Consider the following 18,514-nt stretch of genomic DNA (forward strand, 5'->3'; position numbering starts at 1 on the left):
TATTTGGGAGATTCATTAACATTGCCTACGAACCCACTCTCTAAACAAAAAAACCAAACCAACTTACAGTTAGGCAGTTGAGAAAAATAAATAAAATACACATTCATTTTTACGCTTTTAAGCACTATTTTTATTAATTTGACACCAATTTAAACCGCAACCCTCTATTAAAAAGTTAAATCAAAATGAGCAGTAAAATTGTCCTCATTGTGTTAGGATTATTTATAGTAATCGCAGTAATGACACTACGTCCAGTGCCAGTGGTAGAAGAAGAAAATGCACTAGTCGAGAAAGGTATAGTCTCCTACATTTTTGAAAGTCAAAGCAATGATATCATTTTTAAACTGCATGAAAATGATAAAATTTTTTACATCAATCGAGGCACTAAGGCAGGCCTTGACGCTCATGTTTTACGCAAAAAACTTATCGGCCACGAGGTAATTTTAAAATACCCAAAATACTGGACCCCTTTGGATTGGGACAGTAATCTACGACATCTTTCTAAAGTTGAAATGGGTAATGAGATAGTCTTCAATGAATTCAAAAATTAATTATTGAGGCGTAAAGGCCTCATAAATTGAAATCTTCTTCCCAAAGTCTAAATCCTCCTTTAAAAGCATGCTTATTATTTCCAAGTCTACAGCCTTCTGGAATTTCTGCTAGATGCTTGGAGTTTCCCCCACCCAATACAATTTCTTCCGGCTGAAAAGCTCTAAAAAAATGTTTGACAGCTCGATGCACCTGTCCTTCCCATCTTTTCATGCCTTTACTGTAAAAATAAGGCTTACCCAAATAAGCTTCAAAAGTGGCTTTCTTAAAAGGCAAGTGAGCCGCTTCCATGGGGATAATGGTATTGTTAACGATCATAGCCGTTCCTAAACCAGTCCCCAAGCCCATAAAAAGCATTTTCTTCCCTTCATAACTCCCCAAGGCTTGCATAGCTGCATCATTAATGATCTTTACTGGGCAACCAAATGCTCCTTCAAAATCATATTTTTCCCAACCATCACCCAAATTGATCGGTTCTGTGAGAATTTTATTGTTTTTCACTATACCTGGGAATCCCATGGTAACCCTATCATAGTCCCAATTGGACGCTTGCTCTTTGACTTGGGGTATCATCTCTTCAGGGGAAAAATCACTTCCAGAAGGAATCTTAATACGCTCTTCTTGACCTGTGGCTAAAATCTTAATATTAGAGCCTCCTATATCGATTACGAGTATTTTCATAAAATCAAATATAAGAAGTCCTCGTAAAAATCCTTGTCAAAATCACTTTTTGCCTGTCCAATCACGCTAAAAAACATATTAAAGCCAAGGTGAATGAAACGGGAACACTAATGGATAAAAAGAAACTCATTGAGAAAGAAATCAAAAATTGCTTCGTTATTTCCATACTTATGCTTAAGCTCCTTCCACGTTTTCTTGCTAAATTCTAACTTATTACCATTACTATCCTCATAGACCCACTCCCCAAATATATTGTCCTCCAAAGAAGCCTTTTCATGATCATTTTCAAACCTCAATCCCCCATCAGGTTCCTTTTGGATATAGATTCGTCTTCCATTTCTTATCTCCTCACGGTTATAGTTGCCAAAAATATCCTTACCTTCTTTAATCTTATTATTTCGGTTATCCTCAATTATCAGTTGATCAAAAATATCAATTGAATATACTGCTTCATAATTTTTCTCTCTCCGAAACTCCCTAACCAGACTAATAAAAAACACCTTTTCATCATGTTCATTATCCAGCATATCTCCATATTCCTGCTCAATATACTTTCTTTTAAAAGTAACTTTATTCCCTTGATTGTCGGTAAAATTCAAATCTTTGAATATATCCTTTTCCAAATTGGCTTCATACCCACCCCTGGGTGACCTGTAAACCAACTCTCCAAAGAAATCCCTTTCTATATGCTGGCCCAAACCTGTTTGACATAGCCCGATTAGAAAAAATAGTAGCAAGTATTTATTCATATAATGGTAGATCTGTCGGTTATTCATCCTTTGATATAAGTTCTTCAAAACAGTGAAACTTTATCATGAAGCCAAAAGTAAAAATCATGCCATTTTACAATAGCATGATTTGATATTACTTTTTTCAAAATGGTACTCTCCTTTTGCACATACCTAAGGACATTAATGTAAGGCCTCTATTTACCCTAAAATGTTCGTATCCAATTTTCCAGTACTATCAGAAAAGCTCTCAACTGGAATCCCCATCGTATGCAACATGCTTACAAAAAGGTTGGACATTGGGCTGTGGTCATCAAATTTTGTATAGGTACCATGCTTTACTCCCATATTTTTGCCACCAGCCAAAACCAAAGGATAGTTAACCGCATCATGGGTGCTGCTACAAGCACTTCCATAAAGCACCAAAGTATTATCGATCAATGGACCAAATTCATCTTCAGTTGTCTTCATTTTATCCAAAAAGTAGGAAAACTGTCTCGCCAACCACTGGTCATAGCTTCCCCATTCCTGCCAATGGTTCAAAGATTTATCATGACTGATCGCATGGTGGCCTTTATTGATTCCCAAAGCCAGTTTAGGGAAATTTTCTCCAAAGCCCATACCGTCTTCACGCGCCATCATATAAGTCATTACCCGTGTAATGTCTGTCTGCATCCCCAACACCATTAGATCAAATGAAGAACGGATATAGCTTTCAGGATCAACTGTGGCATTTGGATTCAAATTAATGTGGTCAGCACTGAATTCCTTCATAGGTACATTCAGCCATTTTTCATTTCTTTTGATTTGCTCCTCCACGGTATTCAATGAAGTCATATACTCATCCAGCTTCATCTTGTCATGTTGCCCCAATCTACTTTGCAAACTTTTGCTATCCTCAAGGACCAAGTCCACTATTTTTTTCTCTTGCTGCAAGCTTTTTCTTCTCAATTGGGAGGTTTCTCCTCCACCGGGTGCAAAATACCTTTCAAAGATCTCCCTATGCCTATGTTCTGAAGGTATAGGTCTTCCGTTCGGATCAAATGAAAGTGTTGAAACCCTAGACTTATACCCTACCCCACCATCTGTGGAAAGGGCTAGATAAGGAAATCTAGTGTGCTTGGCCATATGCAGCGCCGCCACCTGGTCCACAGATATATTGTTTTTATACTCACTGCCTCTAAGGTCGCCACCTGTAAGCCATGTATCTCCTGCCAAATGACCTAACAACCTTCGGCTTTTAGGATGGCTTAAACCTCCCAGGATTGATATTTCTTTTCGGTGCCGTTCCAAAGGGGAAAGTGTCTTGGTAAACCGATAGTCTTTTCCCTCTCCTATAGGAAACCAATTCCATTGTTCATGGTTGGGATTTCCTTCTGGAGGAAGCCCTACCCCATTGGGAAAGTAAACAAAACAAAGTCGTTTCGGAGCCTCACTTACTGAGCCTACCTTTGCCAAAGGTGCTCCCATTGCTTCCATATAAGGCAACATACAAGTTACTCCAAGGCCTTTTAAAAATGTCCTTCGATCTAAATGCCAAGATTTCTTTCCCATGATTACATTTATTAAAATATCAGTTCATTCTTATTCCAGAAGCAAGGTTAAACAGCTATCACTTTACCATTTACCTCACAATGGTGTTAGCTAAAAGCTGCTCAGCCCTCCCCTTTGAATGAAGGGCTCAACACAATATGCTCAATCAATGATTGGAATTTATAATCATCTGAACGGACCTTACTAACGATCTGCTCAATTTCACGTTCATCCACAAAGGTGACATCGCGACCCAATGCATAAGAGAATAAGTGTTTCACTAAACTTCTTGTGAAGTCATCGCGTTTCATATTCAAAATATACGACTTTATTTCACCAATTCCATCAACCACCTCACCGTTAGGCAGTTCTGCCCGAGTATCTATCTCCTTTTCTTTAGCAACAGTTTGATAAAGTCCTACCGCATTATAATTTTCAAACACGATACCATATGGATCAATCTTCTTATGGCAGTCCATGCAAGCTGCTTTGTCACGATGGATAAAGAGTTGCTCCTTCAAGGTCAATTCTTCAAAGCCCGGCGTTTCTGGGTCCAATTCTGGTACATTTGGTGGTGGAGCTGGTGGCCTATCTCCTAATATCTTAGTCTTTAACCAAACGGCACGTTTGATTGCATGGGCTTGTGTACCATCTGAGTGTCCATTAAGAAAAGCTCCTTGAGAGAGCAAGCCCCCGCGGTGCATTTCTGGCGTAATGGCCACTGGCCTGAAATGACTGCCTTTGACTCCATCTATGCCATAAAACTCTGCCAAGTTCTGATTCAGCATTGCAAAATCAGATTCAATCATACTCATGATGCTCAAGTCCTGCTCCAGCACATAATGCATAAATTGGTAGGTTTCTTCAGCCATATCCTGCTTCACAAAACGTGTATAATCTGCATAAGCATTGACATTGGTACTCATCGCTTCATGCCTGTCCACACGCAGCCATTCATTGGAAAAAGAGCGGATCATATTCCATACACGCTCATCTTTGATCATTCTTGCTACTTGTTTCTTCAGGTATCGATCTTTGTGCAAATCACCCTCCTCAGCCAAATCGATCAATTCTTCATCTGGCGCGGAATCCCATAGGAAATAGGACAACCTGGAAGCCAGGAAATATTCCTTTTCATCATGATCGGTTTCTTTTTCTGGCTCGGCCAGATACAAAAACTTAGGAGAGCACAATGCAGCAATCAATACTTCTTTGACACCATCTTCATATCTCGGGTAATCATCCTTAATATCTTTCCAAAACTCCAAATAAGGCTTCAACTCATCTTCCTTAACGGGTCTTCGATAAGCCCTTTCCATAAATTTACGCAAAACCCCTTTCGTGTACTTCTCCTGATTCCCTTTGTCTGAAGAAGCTGGGAAAATCTCCAAATAACTTTTGGTAGGCCACTCAGGATAATAAGGTGCCTCAAACTCCAATTCCTGAATCAATAATGGCGGCCCTGAATCTTCATTGTCCTTCACCAAATAGTCATTCCATAGTCCCAAAATCATGATATTGGCCAATATCTCTGTTTCCACCGTATCGATCATAGGTATAGGAAGGTTCTCCAAACGGCCTTTAAAAACATAGTTTTCCCAGTTTCCTTTTTCGTTCTCTACATCCCTGAACCTATCAAAAGTCTTATAGTCCATCCCATCGTCCGTTCTAGACCCTGCAAAGGTCCTGATAACAGGAATATCATTTTCATATTTACTTCGGCTCTTGTCTGCCTCAGCTTTCAACTGCATGGCCACCGGATGGTCCTCTGGGAAGGGTGTGATGATAACTTGACTAAAACCAGTAAAAAACGTCCCCCCTATACTCAACTGATGCTCCCCTTTATTTAAGTAGGCCAAAGTAAGAGGTGTCATGATTTTAGCTTCACCTCTCAAATCTTCACTGAAATGGAAACGCTCTTGTAATTTGAATTTATCCAATAGCATCTCCAACGAAGGCATCCCCTCAGCCCCTACATAAGGATGCTCAAAGTCTATTTGATAATACCCGTCTTTTGGAGCCTGAAAACTAAAGATTGCTTTGCTTTCCTTGGTCAACTCTTTTGGAGACATCCATATCCCCTTTTTAACTAAATTGCTTTTCTCCTTTGCTGCCTCAGCTTTCAATATGATAGTTGAAGCCAATTTCTCAGCTGGTTGCTCATTTCTCAAGCTAATAAATCCTTCTTTTTGAGTAAACCATTGGTAGCCCTTTGAAGCTTTTACCCTAAACTCAAAATCTCCTTCTTCAGGGAAGTTTTTTCTAAATAAAAGCTTAAGATTTGGCGAAGGTCCCTGCCAAGATTTAGGTGTCACTTCCTTGTGCGGTAAAGCCGAATACAAAATAATCCCTTCATCCACTACTTGATATCTGTCCGCATGGGATCCACGCATCCCCACTCCAATATTCTTCTTAATCTCTTCAAGTTGGGCTTTACTTAAACTGTCTTTGCCTACTTTGACTTTGCCGTTTCCATCAATTATTTCTACCACAAAATCATCTGAATTGATTGGAGCACTTTGATATCCACCGATCATGCCAGCAGTTTTGCCTTTACCAATCCCTTTTCCAAAAGTTATTTTATAATGGGTGCTTTCAGGCTTTTCTTCCGGCCCTATGGCCTTATCTAGCGCTTCCCTTGCAATCTGTTTATAATAATCGACATGCAATGGTGAAATCTGAAGCACTTGGCCATTATTGCTAAATCCCATTTCAGACTTGGCATCATTGGGAAGCACATCACCAAAATTGACCGGAACATTTAATAAGCTAGCCAAGGTATTGGAATACTGATCTTTTGTCAACCTCCTAATGACAGGCTGCTGCTCTGACTTTTTCATGGCCACAGCCTGATGAATCGATGCTGTTATCCAATCCACTAGCACCCTTCTCTCATCATCGGAAAGTTGTTCCTCTTCCTTGGGCGGCATCTCTCCACTATTTACCATGTTGAGCATAGCTCTCCAAGTCTCCGCATCTTGCCCGTGGATCATGTCAGGATTGATATCATCCAGCCTCAAACCTCCTTTTTTCTCATCTCCATTATGACAACTCACACAATAATTTTGAGTAATGGGGTTAATGTCTTCATCAAAGTTGTAAGCTTCCAAGGTTTGGTTGACCAGGCCACTTTCCATTGCCATCAGCCCGTCCAAGGCATAAGGATCATCCCCCAAAAAGACCCTTACTTCATCTGGTAAATCTTTGGTTAAATAATTCGAACCATGTGTCAAGGCCCCACCGTAATGCCCAGTAGCACTTAGCAATACTACATTAACAAGCAATAATCCTCGATAGGAATTATAGGACAAATCTTTTTCCTCAATACGATTTCTAAGTACCAATAACCAAATACTCAAAAAAGCCGTACCCAGCCCCAGCCATTTATGCCAAACCAATACCTCGCTGCCATAGCCTCCTGTAGCTGCCAAAAGCGCACCCACAATCACAGTTGGGATCGCAGTAATGACAGCCAACCAAAGCAATAATTTGCAAGCGGATTTTAAATTTGCAGTCGGAACAAAATAATCGATAAGTTCAAATGTAAATAAAGCAATCAAAACACCTATCGGCAAATGCACCAACAAAGGGTGTAACTTCCCCATAAAAGCAAGCGCCCAGTGAGCTTCTTCTCCTCCAAATGGGAACATAGCAAAAGCTAGCAACAAAACTGAAAGAATTGTCGCTCCGATAATCATGGGCTTACTGCCTAAGGCTGTATTGATTTTCATCATCAATAGATTAATTACTCTGAAATGTTGTTTTGATCAAAAAGTAAAGTTCTTTTCATTTTCGCTGTAAAAATCTTTCGATTTTAGCTCATAACACAAAATAACTTATCATCAATTAGCTACACTAATAAATTTATTAAAAAACATGAAAGCAATCAAACAAATTAACCTCATCGGGAAATATTTGATATAAATGGGATAAAATAATATCAGTCCTTTAATTCATCTTAAAAAACAACCTTACCCAACAAGTAGTATTCACTTCCAAAACTAAAAAAGGCATGTAATTATCTGAAAAAACTTATTACTGTTGAATTGCTCAAATTAAGACAATGCTTTCTTTACGATAGACAAAGCCTCATTTGAATGAGACATGGCCAAAGCTGCTTCATGGCCCTTTTCTGACATCTTTTTCCAGGTTTTCTGGACTATATCCACTAGCTTATCCTCCTCATCCCGATGTTTGGCGATAAAGTCATCAAAATAGTATTTTAAGAACACCAAACAAACCACATCTTCCAACGCCTGCACTTCAGGGTCTGTTTTCAACCTTCTTTTGTTGAGCAAGTCATCTACCTTCTTAATTTCATCTTGGGAATAACCTTGCTTTTCCATGATCGAACCTGCCAATTCCCCATGAAACTTCTTCAACCGGGTGCGCCACATCAAATAACCTTTTCTATCCATATCATAATCTTCGCGAGGGATTGCCCATCGCTTGATATGTTGACACCTTGCGGCAAGTCGTAAAGCCTCAGAAGCATCTGGGTCAAATTCCAAAAGCATACCACTCATACGGTGCCCATAAACCAGCTCCTTGGGGATTTCAGCTCCATTGACCAACTCCTTATGGGGATCCTGGGCATTGATCACATCAAACTCTTCTATAGTCCTTTCAAATTTATTCGCCTGCATTTTTTGATCTTTCAGTTTAAAGTTCAATTTAACAGGTTTTATGGAGAGTTGTGGAATAATGTTCTGGGATTTTGCATTAAAACTCCATTGCTTAAAAAACCTTAAAGCTCAGTTAAAAATATTTAAAGCACTTTCTATTCCTTTTCTCATTCATGATATTGGCTTTACAAATATTGCATATATCTTTTAACTCCTTTTCAATGAAAACCATACACATTTGGTTACTGTTAGTTTTATTGATTGCCTGTAAAGAAAAAGACAACCATTCCCATACTGCTTCTATTACTTATGACTTGGACACACTTGTTATTGATAGCAAAGGGGAGATTTTGGATCTAAAATATCAACTGGACTATTCAGGTATGGACGGAAATTTCCTTTATAATTTCAACCACTTTGAGCATAAGCTAGAGGTAATCGACCTGGAGAAAGGCGTTTTAATCAACAAAATACCGTTCCAAAAGGAAGGACCAAACGGGACAGGGACTAACTTTACAAGTTTTCAATTATTTGACAAGAACAAGCTATTGATTTCCAATGGTTTTTATAACGCCAAGATCTTTGACCTAAACGGAAAAGCTATTGAGAAAATCAACTTAAAAAACACTTCTTGGAAAGGCCAAACGCTCAATGATTCAGAAATCATCCGCAAAAAGATATTTCTGAATCAGTCCTCTGCTAAACTTTTCACCATCGCTAAAGAAGAAGGGCCACATTCTACTAATCGTGCAGATTTAGCAGTCTTTGATTTCAAAAACAATTTGATCAAAAGATTGAGTATTGATCCGCATAATAAAATAAAAACCTATTCGCTGATTTCGGAGGACAATTCCTTTCTGCCCCCTTTAGTCTATTTATCTATCGAAAATGCTCTCCCATTAATTTCACATGAATTCACCAATGAAATCTATTGGTTTGACACCACTACCAACCAAATCAAAACTGTTGACTATTCAAGCAAATCCACCCTTGATGAAGTAAATTCTCAACAAGAGCATCACTTTAAAAACCAAGCAGGTTTGCTAAATGCTTATGAAAACATGCTTACTCAAATTCGCTTTGGCCCTGTGGTATTTGATGATAAAAACAAAAAATATTACAGGTTTTCCTGTCAATATGAATTTTCAGAAAACCCGAAGGATAAAAGTATTTTCCCTGAAATCAAAAACATCAAGACTTACCTGACGGTATTTCAAAAAGACTTCCAAGTAGAACACGAATTGCTTATCCCAGAATTAAACTATAAAATATCTCACTATTTTGTCAAGGATGGAAAACTCTGGATTTTTCATAATATCAATGATGAATTGACATTTATCAGACTAACCCCACTTTTAAATTAACAAACGCAACTATCCATTCACCTAGCACTAACGACAGCCTTTTCCTCCAAAAAGCTTCCTAGCTGCTTTCCCTTTTCCCTCACCACAGCACCAATTACAATAATTGCAGGAGCGGCAATTTTTTCTTTGGCCTGAATATCCATGATACTTCCCAAGTTACCAACAATGGACCTTTCATCTTCTTTACTTCCATTTTGAATTAAGGCTATGGCTTCTTCTCCTCCCCTGTGTTCTTTGAACAAATTCACGATCTCTGGCAGCTTCTTCACCCCCATCAGTACAATCACCGTTGCAGAAGATTGGGCGGCAAAATAAAGATCTTTCGCTGTTGAATGATCTTTAAGGGTTCCCGTAACTATCCAAAAACTTTCATTGACACCTCTTTTGGTCAATGGAATCCCCGAAAGCCCCGGTACTGCCATGGCGCTGCTGATTCCCGGAACATATTGGGTATCCAAACCGTGCTGAGCAGCATATTCCATTTCTTCATGTCCCCTTCCGAAAACATAAGGGTCTCCACCTTTCAGCCTGACCACATGTCCAAATGTTTTTGCATAATTCACGATCATCTTATTGATTTCGCGCTGCTGCCGATAGTGCATTCCTGCCCGCTTACCGACAAAAACTTTTACTGCTGTAACCGGCACATACTCCAAAAGGGCCTCATTGGCCAGTGCATCATACAATACCACATCTGCAGTTTTAAGCACTTTAATGGCTTTTAAAGTAATTAAATCAGGATCTCCTGGACCAGCACCTACAATCGAAAGTTGATTTGAAATGTTTTTCATAAGATGTATTACTTAGTAACTAAAACAAATTTAAGTAATTTTTTACGTAATTATACGTATTTTAAAATTTTAATTTTTAACTTAGCCCTCATAATCAATTGGATGATAAGCCTAACTACTTACATCCAAATCAAATCAACTAACCTATAATCGTATGACAAAGATAGTAGTAATCGGAAATGGAATGGTTGGCTACAAGTTCTGTGAGAAACTGGTAGCTAAAAATTCCAATAGAGATTTTGAAATCACGGTCTTTGGGGAAGAACCATGGCCTGCTTACGATAGAGTGCATCTCAGTGCTTATTTTTCAGGCTCTACTGCAGACGATCTGATCATGGCACCAAGGTCATGGTACGCGGAAAACCAAATTGACCTGCATACCAACGAAATGATTGTGAAGATAGACCGTGATCAAAAGAAGGTCATCAGTCATACGGGACACGATTACGATTACGACAAGCTCATCTTGGCGACCGGATCAGGAGCTTTTGTTCCTCCTATCAGGGGAGTGGACAAAAAAGGAGTTTTTGTGTACCGAACGTTAGAAGACCTTGATGCAATTATCGATTACGCTAAAAACGCCAAGAGAGCTGCTGTAATTGGAGGTGGCTTGTTGGGTTTGGAAGCTGCCAAAGCGGTAATTGATATGGGACTAGAAGCCCATGTCATTGAATTTGCTCCTAGATTAATGCCTCGTCAACTAGATGAAGCAGGCTCTAATACCCTTCAGTCTAAATTAGAGGATTTGGGTATAAGTATACACTTACAAAAAAACACGCAAAACATTACAGGAAACGGCAGAATCAATGGGCTAAAATTCACGGACGATACGGAATTACCTGTTGATATGTTGATTATCTCTGCTGGCATCAAACCTAGGGATGAGTTGGCAAAAGACTGCGGCTTAGATACCGCTCTCAGGGGTGGCATTATTGTCAATGAATTTTTACAAACAAAGGATGAAAATATCTTCGCTATCGGAGAGGCTGCTTCTTATCAAAACATGATTTATGGACTGGTAGCTCCAGGCTATGAAATGGCCACTCAAGTAGTCAATCAACTGGCCAATGCGGAGGTTAAGCCCTTTATGGGTTTTGACATGTCTACAAAACTGAAGCTAATTGGCGTAGACGTGGGGAGTTTTGGAGACCCATTTGGAGAAGTAGAGCCCTTTAAACCTATTGTATACGAAAATAAAAATAGCGGTATTTATAAACGGATCAATGTTTCCTTGGATGGTAAAAGGCTGCTTGGCGGAATCTTGGTAGGTGATGCCTCTGCCTATAATATGCTTTGGCAGATGACCCAAAACAAAATGCCACTTCCCCCAGAGCCTGAAGACCTTATTTTAGGAGCGAGAGGAGGAAAAGAAGCAGTAGGAGCGGGTGTGGAAAGCCTTCCGGAAGAAGCCCAAATTTGTTCATGTGAAAATGTCACTAAGGGAAGTATCAGCAACTTGATCAAAAACGATGGAGTTACCAAAGTTGATGAAATCAAGTCTTGCACAAAAGCAGGAACAGGCTGTGGAGGCTGTATGCCTATGGTTAACGACTTGCTTAAACACCAACTAAAAGCAATGGGCAAGACAGTTAAAAACGTCATTTGTGAACATTTCGACTACTCTCGCCAAGAATTGCTCGATTTGGTAAAAGTTAAAAAAATCAAAACTTATAATGAACTGTTGGATCAGTTTGGACAAGGTGACGGCTGTGAGACATGCAAACCTGCAGTGGCTTCCATCTTAGCCTCCACCTGGAATGAACTGATCACCCATCAGGATACCATCCAAGACACTAATGACAGGTATTTAGCCAACATCCAAAAAGGAGGCACCTATTCTGTAGTTCCTAGAATCCCTGGAGGAGAGATCACTCCGGAGAAACTAATCGTAATAGGTGAAGTAGCCAAAAAGTATGGGCTCTACACAAAAATCACTGGAGGTCAAAGGATAGATATGTTCGGCGCCAGAGTGGACCAATTACCAGACATTTGGGAAGAATTGATCAACGCAGGTTTTGAAAGTGGCCATGCCTACGGAAAGTCACTCAGGACCATCAAAAGCTGCGTGGGAAGTACTTGGTGCCGATACGGCGTACAAGACTCGGTTTCATTTGCCATTCAGGTAGAAGAAAGATACCGAGGGCTTCGCTCACCTCATAAACTAAAAGGAGCTGTTTCGGGATGCATCAGGGAATGTGCGGAAGCTCAAAGCAAAGATTTCGGGATTATCGCCACTGAGAAAGGTTGGAATCTTTATATCTGCGGAAACGGAGGCTCTAAGCCACAACATGCGCAATTGCTGATCAATGATGTAGACACGGAGACTTGTCTTAAGTTCATAGATCGTTTTCTTATGTTTTATATCCGGACGGCAGAACCCTTAACCAGAACGGCCACTTGGTTAAATAAGTTGGAAGGGGGGCTGGATTATGTTCGGGATGTAGTCGTGAATGACAGCCTTGGCATTGGCGAGGAGCTGGAAAAAGAAATGGAGTTTATGATCAACACCTATGCTTGTGAATGGAAAGAAGTGGTCAACACTCCTCATCTACGAGCCAAATTCAAGCACTTTGTCAATGCGGATGAAGAAGATCCTAGCCTAAAGTTCCAAGAAATGAGAGGACAAAAAATCCCAGCTTCTTGGGGTTAACCATCTCTACTAAAAAATTGATCAACCAACTTAAATCCAGACACCATGATTTCAGAATTGGAAAAATACAGAACTGCCGACTCAAGCAAAGTCACCAACTGGTACAAAGCCGCAACTGTAGATTCATTTCCTGAGGACGGCGGAGCTTGTATCAAATACAAGGACTTACAAATTGCCATTTTCAATTTCTCCAGAAGAAATGAGTGGTATGCCTGCCAAAATCTCTGTCCGCATAAAATGCAAATGATCCTTTCAAGGGGTATGATTGGGTCTTATGAAGGAGACCCAAAAGTAGCCTGTCCGTTTCACAAAAAAACCTTTTCATTAAAATCAGGAAAAAATCTCAATGGAGACACCTGCGATATAGCTACCTACCCCATCAAAGTTGAAGATGGCTTTGTGTACGTAGGGTTTGAGGATTAAAAACAACAATTAGTAGTAGACCTATTTTTCATTACTAAGCGGGGCACCATACAAGGGCCCCGTTTCTTATTTAACTCGATGGGTTTCTTAGCTTAAAGTATTTCCCCTAATCGTTTTAGTAAGGCCCCACGTCGATATTACTCCCTTGAACTTTTTTACAATATTTTTTCAAGCATCCGATACCGAACACCTTCATTTTCAGTTTTTTTCATTTAAATTGCCATAATAAGCCCACAAAAAAAAAAACATAACAGATGAAACTTCCTTCCTTAAGCTACTTGAACGATCATGCCCAAAAAGCACTTAACCGCTTTCCAATGGTTATCCTTTCGGTCATAGTGGCTACAGCAGTTGGGAATTATCTGGTGGAATTTCAAGATATTATCAGTAATCCATTCCCATATATCAATGGTATGCTTACAGGAGCTTTGGGAATTTCTCTTTTCTTATGTGCAAAAATATTTTGGGAGAAAAAGAGGCTCCCAAAACCCTACTTGTATATTATAAACGGCCTTTCGTTAGCCTTCCTACTGACAATTTATTATAGTCTTCCGGATGGAAAAGACAGCCAGAGCACCATCATGCCTTATTATCGCTTTGCGATCTTTAGTTTATTTATCCACCTTTTGGTTTCTTTTGCACCTTACACGCCAAGCAAAAACACATTAGGTTTTTGGAATTACAATAAAACCCTGTTTTTAAGATTTCTAACCGCCGCCTTATTTTCATTTGTGCTCTATATTGGTATCGTATTGGCCATGCTGGCACTTCACTTGCTATTTGAAGTTGAGTTTCAGAACATCCTATACTTGCAGATCTTCATCATGATAGCAGGTATTTTCAACACTTGGTTTTTCATTGCGGGCATCTCTGAAAACCTAGAAGAGTTGGATCAGGAAGTCAGTTACCCTAAAGGTCTTAAAATTTTCAGTCAATACATTCTTCTTACACTCCTAACCGTCTATCTTCTTATCCTATATGGATACAGTATTAAAATCATACTCAGTTGGGATTGGCCAAAGGGAATAGTTTCCTATTTGATTATTTGCGTAGCCACATTGGGGATTCTGGCTCTGCTTTTACTTTATCCGTACAAAAACGACAAGGAAGAAAACTGGATCAACACATTTTCAAAATCCTATTACTACTTGCTTTTGCCTTTGGTCGCCATACTTTTTTTAGCCATTGGCATTCGAATAAACGATTATGGCGTTACCATTAATCGATACTTAATTGTATTGATCGGGACATGGTTGACATTGGTTTGTTTTTACTTCATCCTTGGCTTTAGGAATATTAAAATAATTCCCTTTACCTTGGCTTTTATGCTCCTTGGAGTTTCATTTGGCCCTTGGGGGATATTTTCTGTAAGTGAACGAAGTCAGTACCGAAGACTAAAGGCACTATTGATGGAAACGCATATACTGGAAGAAGAAACCGTAATTCATGAAATCATTTGGGACAAGAATAAATTACCTGAGCTCAAGTCTTCCCAAAATCAAAATTTCACTCCACTAGCCAGCGAAGAACAAATCTCCGAAATAAGATCCATAGTAAAATACCTGGAAGATCATCATGGCCTAAGTAGTATGAAGTCTTGGTTTTCCCAAGACATGAGTACAATTTTGATAGCTGTCAATGAAGATAAAAAGGATTGGGAAGAAGTGCCTGCTTCTACCTTATATCTTAAAACCATGGGAATTCCAGAACTTGGTTTAAATTTAACAGAACCCTCCCTTTCATTGGGTGCAGACATGAATGGGCACAGTATATCCACACGAGGGTATGATTATCTCAAGAACATTAATATCAGCGCAATGGACACGACCGTATTCATGGCGGGTTACGAAACTTATAAAGTCACCATGAACCCTCAAAAGAATGGTTTGGCCATTTCCTCTGCAAATCACGAAACCAATGTTGATTTAGGACCAATGGTTGCTGAGTTATCCAAAACTCAAGAAAAAAATTCCACAGTAGCCCCTTCATTACTCACCTACTCTGCTGAACAAAATGGATTTAAGATCAAATTGGAAATCCAAAACATCAGGTATGCGCAAGAAAATGAAAACAGCATCAAACTCAATTACCTAAACGGCACACTTCTTTTAAAAGACTCTTTGCCCCAAAGAAAATAAAGTTTACTTATTTTTTTAAGTGTATTTACGTACTTTGGCATAGAATAAACAAAGTATGGAAAACCACGATCTTTCAGATAAGCCCACATATGAGAAGCTGGCAAGGTATTACCTCATTGCTTTGTGTGCCATTGCCACCAGCATCATACTCAGCCAGGTCTTGGTTCAAAAGTTTATCAGTCAACAAAAAAATGATTCAAGAGTCATTAATATTTCAGGTAGGCAAAGGATGCTCAGTCAGCGAATCAGTAAGTGTGCCTTACTGCTGGGAGATTCCATAAGCCTTGATAAAAGATCCCTCTATCTTAAACAACTTGACAATGCGGTTCAAGATTGGGAAGAAGCCCATTTGGGACTTAGGCAGGGTAATAAATCACTAGGCATAAATGGCAAAAACAGTAAAACGGTGGAAGCGCTATTTGAAGAAATAGAAACTGATCACCAAACCATACTTGCTTCTGCCAAGTCCATTCTGGGATTACTTCATCAGGAACTGTCCACACCAACCCAAGAATTTAGAAAAGATATCAGTAATATTATCAAGCACGAAGAGCATTTCCTCAATGGCATGGACCAAATCGTATTTCAATACGATAATGAAGCGAAAACCAAAGTAACCAACCTCCAAAGTGTAGAAATATTCCTTTTGGTTCTTTCACTTGGTGTGATCCTATTTGAAATATTCTTCATCTTCATTCCTTCAGCCAAAACCATCAAAAAGACTTTCCTCAAGCTGCTTCAGTCAGAAAGGAAATCAAAAAAAATGACCCTAGAAATCAGCTCACTTTATAGCTCCTTAGAACAGGCTTATCAGGATCTTCTAGAAGTGGATGTTGCGGTTGAAGATTTTACGGTCTTTGCAAAAAGCAAACCCAATGGGGACTTTTACTATTTTTCAGACAAATTCTCCAAGCTTATGGAGTTTGAGGAAGAAAGCCCTTACAACCTATTTGATTGGCTCCAAGAACAAGGCTATGACGCAAAATATCTCCAAAATATTCAAAAGATGATGTTTGAATGCAAAACTTGGAGCGGAGAAATCAAAGTCACCAATGATGCTGGGGATTTTGTCTGGTTGAAGATGAATATCACTCCCACTATGGATGACAGTGGTGAAGTGGCCTCCTTAATGATCATCAGTACCGATCAAACTGAAAAGAAAGAAGCAGAAGCCATTTCACAGGAAATCAATAGAGAACGTATAGAGAAAAAAGTCAAAGAACAACAATTTAGGTCTGCCCTGATCCTAGAGGGACAAGAAGAAGAAAGAAAGAGGATTAGCAGGGACATGCATGATGGAGTTGGGCAATTACTATCTGCCATGAAATTCAATTTAGAAGGAATTCATTCGGTAAGCTCTGACTTCGAAAAAGAAAAGCTAAAGACCTCCAAAGACCTCCTCAAAAATGTCATCAAGGAAGTTCGAAGGATTTCTTTTAACCTAACTCCTTCTGCCCTTTCAGATTATGGCATTGTCCCAGTGTTGAACAAATTCTGCAGAGAAATTACCAAGCTTTCAGATCTGAAAGTAACCTTTGAAAACGAAACAGGCTTTCTCTCCAGACTAGAGGGGAAAATTGAAAACAACCTCTATAGAATCTGCCAAGAAGCCGTCAATAATGCCATTAAATATGCCGAGGCGAGTGAAGTTAAAATTAAGCTTTCCCATAATTCGCGCTTCCTCAATTTAGAGATTGCAGATGATGGCAAGGGTTTTGACATCACCCAACTAGAAATGAAAGGTCATTTTTCAGCGTCTGGACATGGCTTGTTCAATATCAGAGAAAGAGCTAATTTCATCAATGGACAGTGCACCATTTCTTCTGAAAAGGGAAAAGGGACTACAATCAGTATTAATATTCCCTTGGATTAAGCAGTAAAACAAAGTAATCATGGAAAAAATAAAAGTAGTATTAGCGGATGATCACATGGTAGTCAGAAGCGGTATCAAAAACCTGTTAGAAAATGAAGGCGAAATAGAAGTAGTCGGGGAAGCCTCCAATGGTGAGGAGGCCCTTGAACAAGTCACTTCTTCACAACCTGATCTTTTGATCATTGATATTAGAATGCCTGTCATGAATGGACTGGATGCCACTAAAAAGCTAAATGGACTTAAAACCAATACCAAAGCCTTGATACTTTCCATGCATGATGATGAGGACTACATCCTGCAATCTATCGAATGCGGCGCCGATGGGTACCTTTTGAAAGACACGAGTAAAGATGAGTTCATGAAGGCCATCAAGACCATCCATGAGGGCGGAAAATATTTCAGTGGGGACATCAGCCAAGTATTGGTAAAAAGCTACCTTAATGTAAAAGATAGGAAAATCTCCAAAAACGTCACCAGCACCAATACTTACGACATCACCAAAAGAGAAAAACAGATCCTTAAAATGATCTCAGAAGGCACAGGAAATAAAGAAATCGCGGAGCGATTAGGAAAAAGCATACGGACAATAGAAACCCATCGTTTCAACATCATGAAAAAGCTCAAGGTCAATAATGTGGTAGAACTCTTGAAAAAGCTGGAAGATGAACCTGGCCTAAAGCAGCATATTGAAAGCACATAATTCCCACTGATCAAAAGCTATTTTGTCTGTTCCTGCTTTATGCTTAAATTGATAAAGACTTCTATTTGAATAAGGTAAAAAAACTACGTATTTTTACGTAATTATAAATATATTTGGTATCTTGCTTTTCATCTGCTAAGCACTTATTTAAAGACACTAAAGCAAGAGTATCCATTCAAAAAGAAGTTTAAAATTAGTCATCATGAAGATACATGCATTTGGAGTGGCCAAGGAAATCACTGGAGCCGCAATGATCGATTTCCCAGTCGATGAAACCTTTGTCAAAGTAAAAGATTTAAAGAATTTGCTTTATCGGCAATACCCAGATTTGATCAACTTACCATCTCTGGCCATTTCTGTCAATTTGTTTTATGCTAGTGAAGACACCTTGGTTAATAAACATGATGAGGTAGCTTTAATTCCACCAGTGAGTGGTGGATAATTAAATTGAACTGAAAA

General features: G+C 39.2%; 14 protein-coding genes. 8 read left to right on the forward strand and 6 right to left on the reverse strand.

Translation table 11 applies throughout. The annotated features are described in order from the left end of the window. Positions 1–185 precede the first annotated feature (185 nt). A complete protein-coding gene (locus tag IFO69_RS04355) occupies positions 186–551 on the forward strand; it encodes a hypothetical protein (RefSeq protein WP_192008666.1) in 366 nt (121 codons plus the stop codon). 19 nt (positions 552–570) lie between these two features. Here IFO69_RS04355 and IFO69_RS04360 read toward each other — a convergent pair whose 3' ends face one another. From IFO69_RS04360 to IFO69_RS04380, 5 genes are all read right to left on the reverse strand, one after another. After that, positions 571–1,230 (reverse strand): ROK family protein, encoded by a 660-nt coding sequence (locus IFO69_RS04360; RefSeq protein ID WP_192008668.1) that lies wholly within the window; start codon positions 1,228–1,230, stop codon positions 571–573. 107 nt (positions 1,231–1,337) lie between these two features. Then, positions 1,338–1,979 (reverse strand): hypothetical protein, encoded by a 642-nt coding sequence (locus tag IFO69_RS04365; RefSeq protein WP_192008670.1) that lies wholly within the window; start codon positions 1,977–1,979, stop codon positions 1,338–1,340. A 180-nt stretch (positions 1,980–2,159) separates the two neighbouring features. After that, a complete protein-coding gene (locus tag IFO69_RS04370; protein WP_192008672.1) occupies positions 2,160–3,512 on the reverse strand; it encodes a DUF1552 domain-containing protein in 1,353 nt (450 codons plus the stop codon). Between the two features lie 101 nt (positions 3,513–3,613). Then, positions 3,614–7,225 (reverse strand): DUF1592 domain-containing protein, encoded by a 3,612-nt coding sequence (locus IFO69_RS04375; protein WP_225443981.1) that lies wholly within the window; start codon positions 7,223–7,225, stop codon positions 3,614–3,616. Positions 7,226–7,546: 321 nt separating this feature from the next. Beyond that, positions 7,547–8,137 carry a DUF4202 domain-containing protein gene (locus tag IFO69_RS04380; RefSeq protein WP_192008980.1) on the reverse strand — a complete coding sequence of 197 codons (591 nt, stop codon included), beginning with the start codon at positions 8,135–8,137 and terminating at the stop codon, positions 7,547–7,549. Positions 8,138–8,337: 200 nt separating this feature from the next. On the opposite strand from IFO69_RS04380, the gene IFO69_RS04385 reads away from it, so the two are divergent. Next, positions 8,338–9,480, forward strand: a complete 1,143-nt coding sequence (locus IFO69_RS04385) for a DUF4221 family protein (RefSeq protein ID WP_192008674.1) — start codon at positions 8,338–8,340, stop codon at positions 9,478–9,480. A gap of 17 nt (positions 9,481–9,497) precedes the next feature. On the opposite strand, the gene cobA is transcribed toward IFO69_RS04385, so the two are convergent. Continuing rightward, entirely contained in the window at positions 9,498–10,271 is a 774-nt protein-coding gene (gene cobA, locus IFO69_RS04390; protein ID WP_192008676.1) for a uroporphyrinogen-III C-methyltransferase, read from the reverse strand. A gap of 154 nt (positions 10,272–10,425) precedes the next feature. Here cobA and nirB point away from each other — a divergent pair, with 154 nt between their 5' ends. The 6 genes from nirB (at position 10,426) to IFO69_RS04420 (ending at position 18,497) form a co-directional block, all read left to right on the forward strand. Next, positions 10,426–12,921, forward strand: a complete 2,496-nt coding sequence (nirB, locus tag IFO69_RS04395; protein ID WP_192008678.1) for a nitrite reductase large subunit NirB — start codon at positions 10,426–10,428, stop codon at positions 12,919–12,921. A 45-nt stretch (positions 12,922–12,966) separates the two neighbouring features. After that, positions 12,967–13,344, forward strand: a complete 378-nt coding sequence (gene nirD / locus IFO69_RS04400) for a nitrite reductase small subunit NirD (RefSeq protein ID WP_192008680.1) — start codon at positions 12,967–12,969, stop codon at positions 13,342–13,344. A gap of 254 nt (positions 13,345–13,598) precedes the next feature. Next, the gene (locus IFO69_RS04405) at positions 13,599–15,482 is read left to right on the forward strand and encodes a DUF4153 domain-containing protein (protein WP_192008682.1); all 1,884 of its coding nucleotides are present in this window, start codon (positions 13,599–13,601) and stop codon (positions 15,480–15,482) included. A gap of 55 nt (positions 15,483–15,537) precedes the next feature. Then, positions 15,538–17,355 (forward strand): sensor histidine kinase, encoded by a 1,818-nt coding sequence (locus IFO69_RS04410; protein WP_192008684.1) that lies wholly within the window; start codon positions 15,538–15,540, stop codon positions 17,353–17,355. A 19-nt stretch (positions 17,356–17,374) separates the two neighbouring features. Beyond that, positions 17,375–18,055, forward strand: coding sequence for a response regulator transcription factor (locus tag IFO69_RS04415; protein ID WP_192008686.1), 681 nt, complete (start codon positions 17,375–17,377; stop codon positions 18,053–18,055). A 202-nt stretch (positions 18,056–18,257) separates the two neighbouring features. Next, on the forward strand, positions 18,258–18,497 hold the full coding sequence (locus IFO69_RS04420; protein WP_192008688.1) for a MoaD/ThiS family protein: 240 nt from the start codon (positions 18,258–18,260) through the stop codon (positions 18,495–18,497). Positions 18,498–18,514: the final 17 nt, after the last annotated feature.

This window comes from Echinicola arenosa (assembly GCF_014841125.1).
GTDB classification, from domain to species: Bacteria; Bacteroidota; Bacteroidia; order Cytophagales; family Cyclobacteriaceae; genus Echinicola; species Echinicola arenosa.

What these genes read in the sequence shown, in the direction of transcription:
- nirD (WP_192008680.1), top strand. Translation starts at nt 12,967, where the DNA reads ATGATTTCAGAATTGGAAAAATACAGAACTGCCGACTCAAGCAAAGTC.
- IFO69_RS04385 (WP_192008674.1), top strand. Translation starts at nt 8,338, where the DNA reads ATGAAAACCATACACATTTGGTTACTGTTAGTTTTATTGATTGCCTGT.
- IFO69_RS04380 (WP_192008980.1), bottom strand. Translation starts at nt 8,137, where the DNA reads ATGCAGGCGAATAAATTTGAAAGGACTATAGAAGAGTTTGATGTGATC.
- IFO69_RS04410 (WP_192008684.1), top strand. Translation starts at nt 15,538, where the DNA reads ATGGAAAACCACGATCTTTCAGATAAGCCCACATATGAGAAGCTGGCA.
- IFO69_RS04375 (WP_225443981.1), bottom strand. Translation starts at nt 7,225, where the DNA reads ATGATGAAAATCAATACAGCCTTAGGCAGTAAGCCCATGATTATCGGA.
- IFO69_RS04415 (WP_192008686.1), top strand. Translation starts at nt 17,375, where the DNA reads ATGGAAAAAATAAAAGTAGTATTAGCGGATGATCACATGGTAGTCAGA.
- IFO69_RS04355 (WP_192008666.1), top strand. Translation starts at nt 186, where the DNA reads ATGAGCAGTAAAATTGTCCTCATTGTGTTAGGATTATTTATAGTAATC.
- IFO69_RS04370 (WP_192008672.1), bottom strand. Translation starts at nt 3,512, where the DNA reads ATGGGAAAGAAATCTTGGCATTTAGATCGAAGGACATTTTTAAAAGGC.
- IFO69_RS04420 (WP_192008688.1), top strand. Translation starts at nt 18,258, where the DNA reads ATGAAGATACATGCATTTGGAGTGGCCAAGGAAATCACTGGAGCCGCA.
- cobA (WP_192008676.1), bottom strand. Translation starts at nt 10,271, where the DNA reads ATGAAAAACATTTCAAATCAACTTTCGATTGTAGGTGCTGGTCCAGGA.
- IFO69_RS04360 (WP_192008668.1), bottom strand. Translation starts at nt 1,230, where the DNA reads ATGAAAATACTCGTAATCGATATAGGAGGCTCTAATATTAAGATTTTA.
- nirB (WP_192008678.1), top strand. Translation starts at nt 10,426, where the DNA reads ATGACAAAGATAGTAGTAATCGGAAATGGAATGGTTGGCTACAAGTTC.
- IFO69_RS04405 (WP_192008682.1), top strand. Translation starts at nt 13,599, where the DNA reads ATGAAACTTCCTTCCTTAAGCTACTTGAACGATCATGCCCAAAAAGCA.
- IFO69_RS04365 (WP_192008670.1), bottom strand. Translation starts at nt 1,979, where the DNA reads ATGAATAAATACTTGCTACTATTTTTTCTAATCGGGCTATGTCAAACA.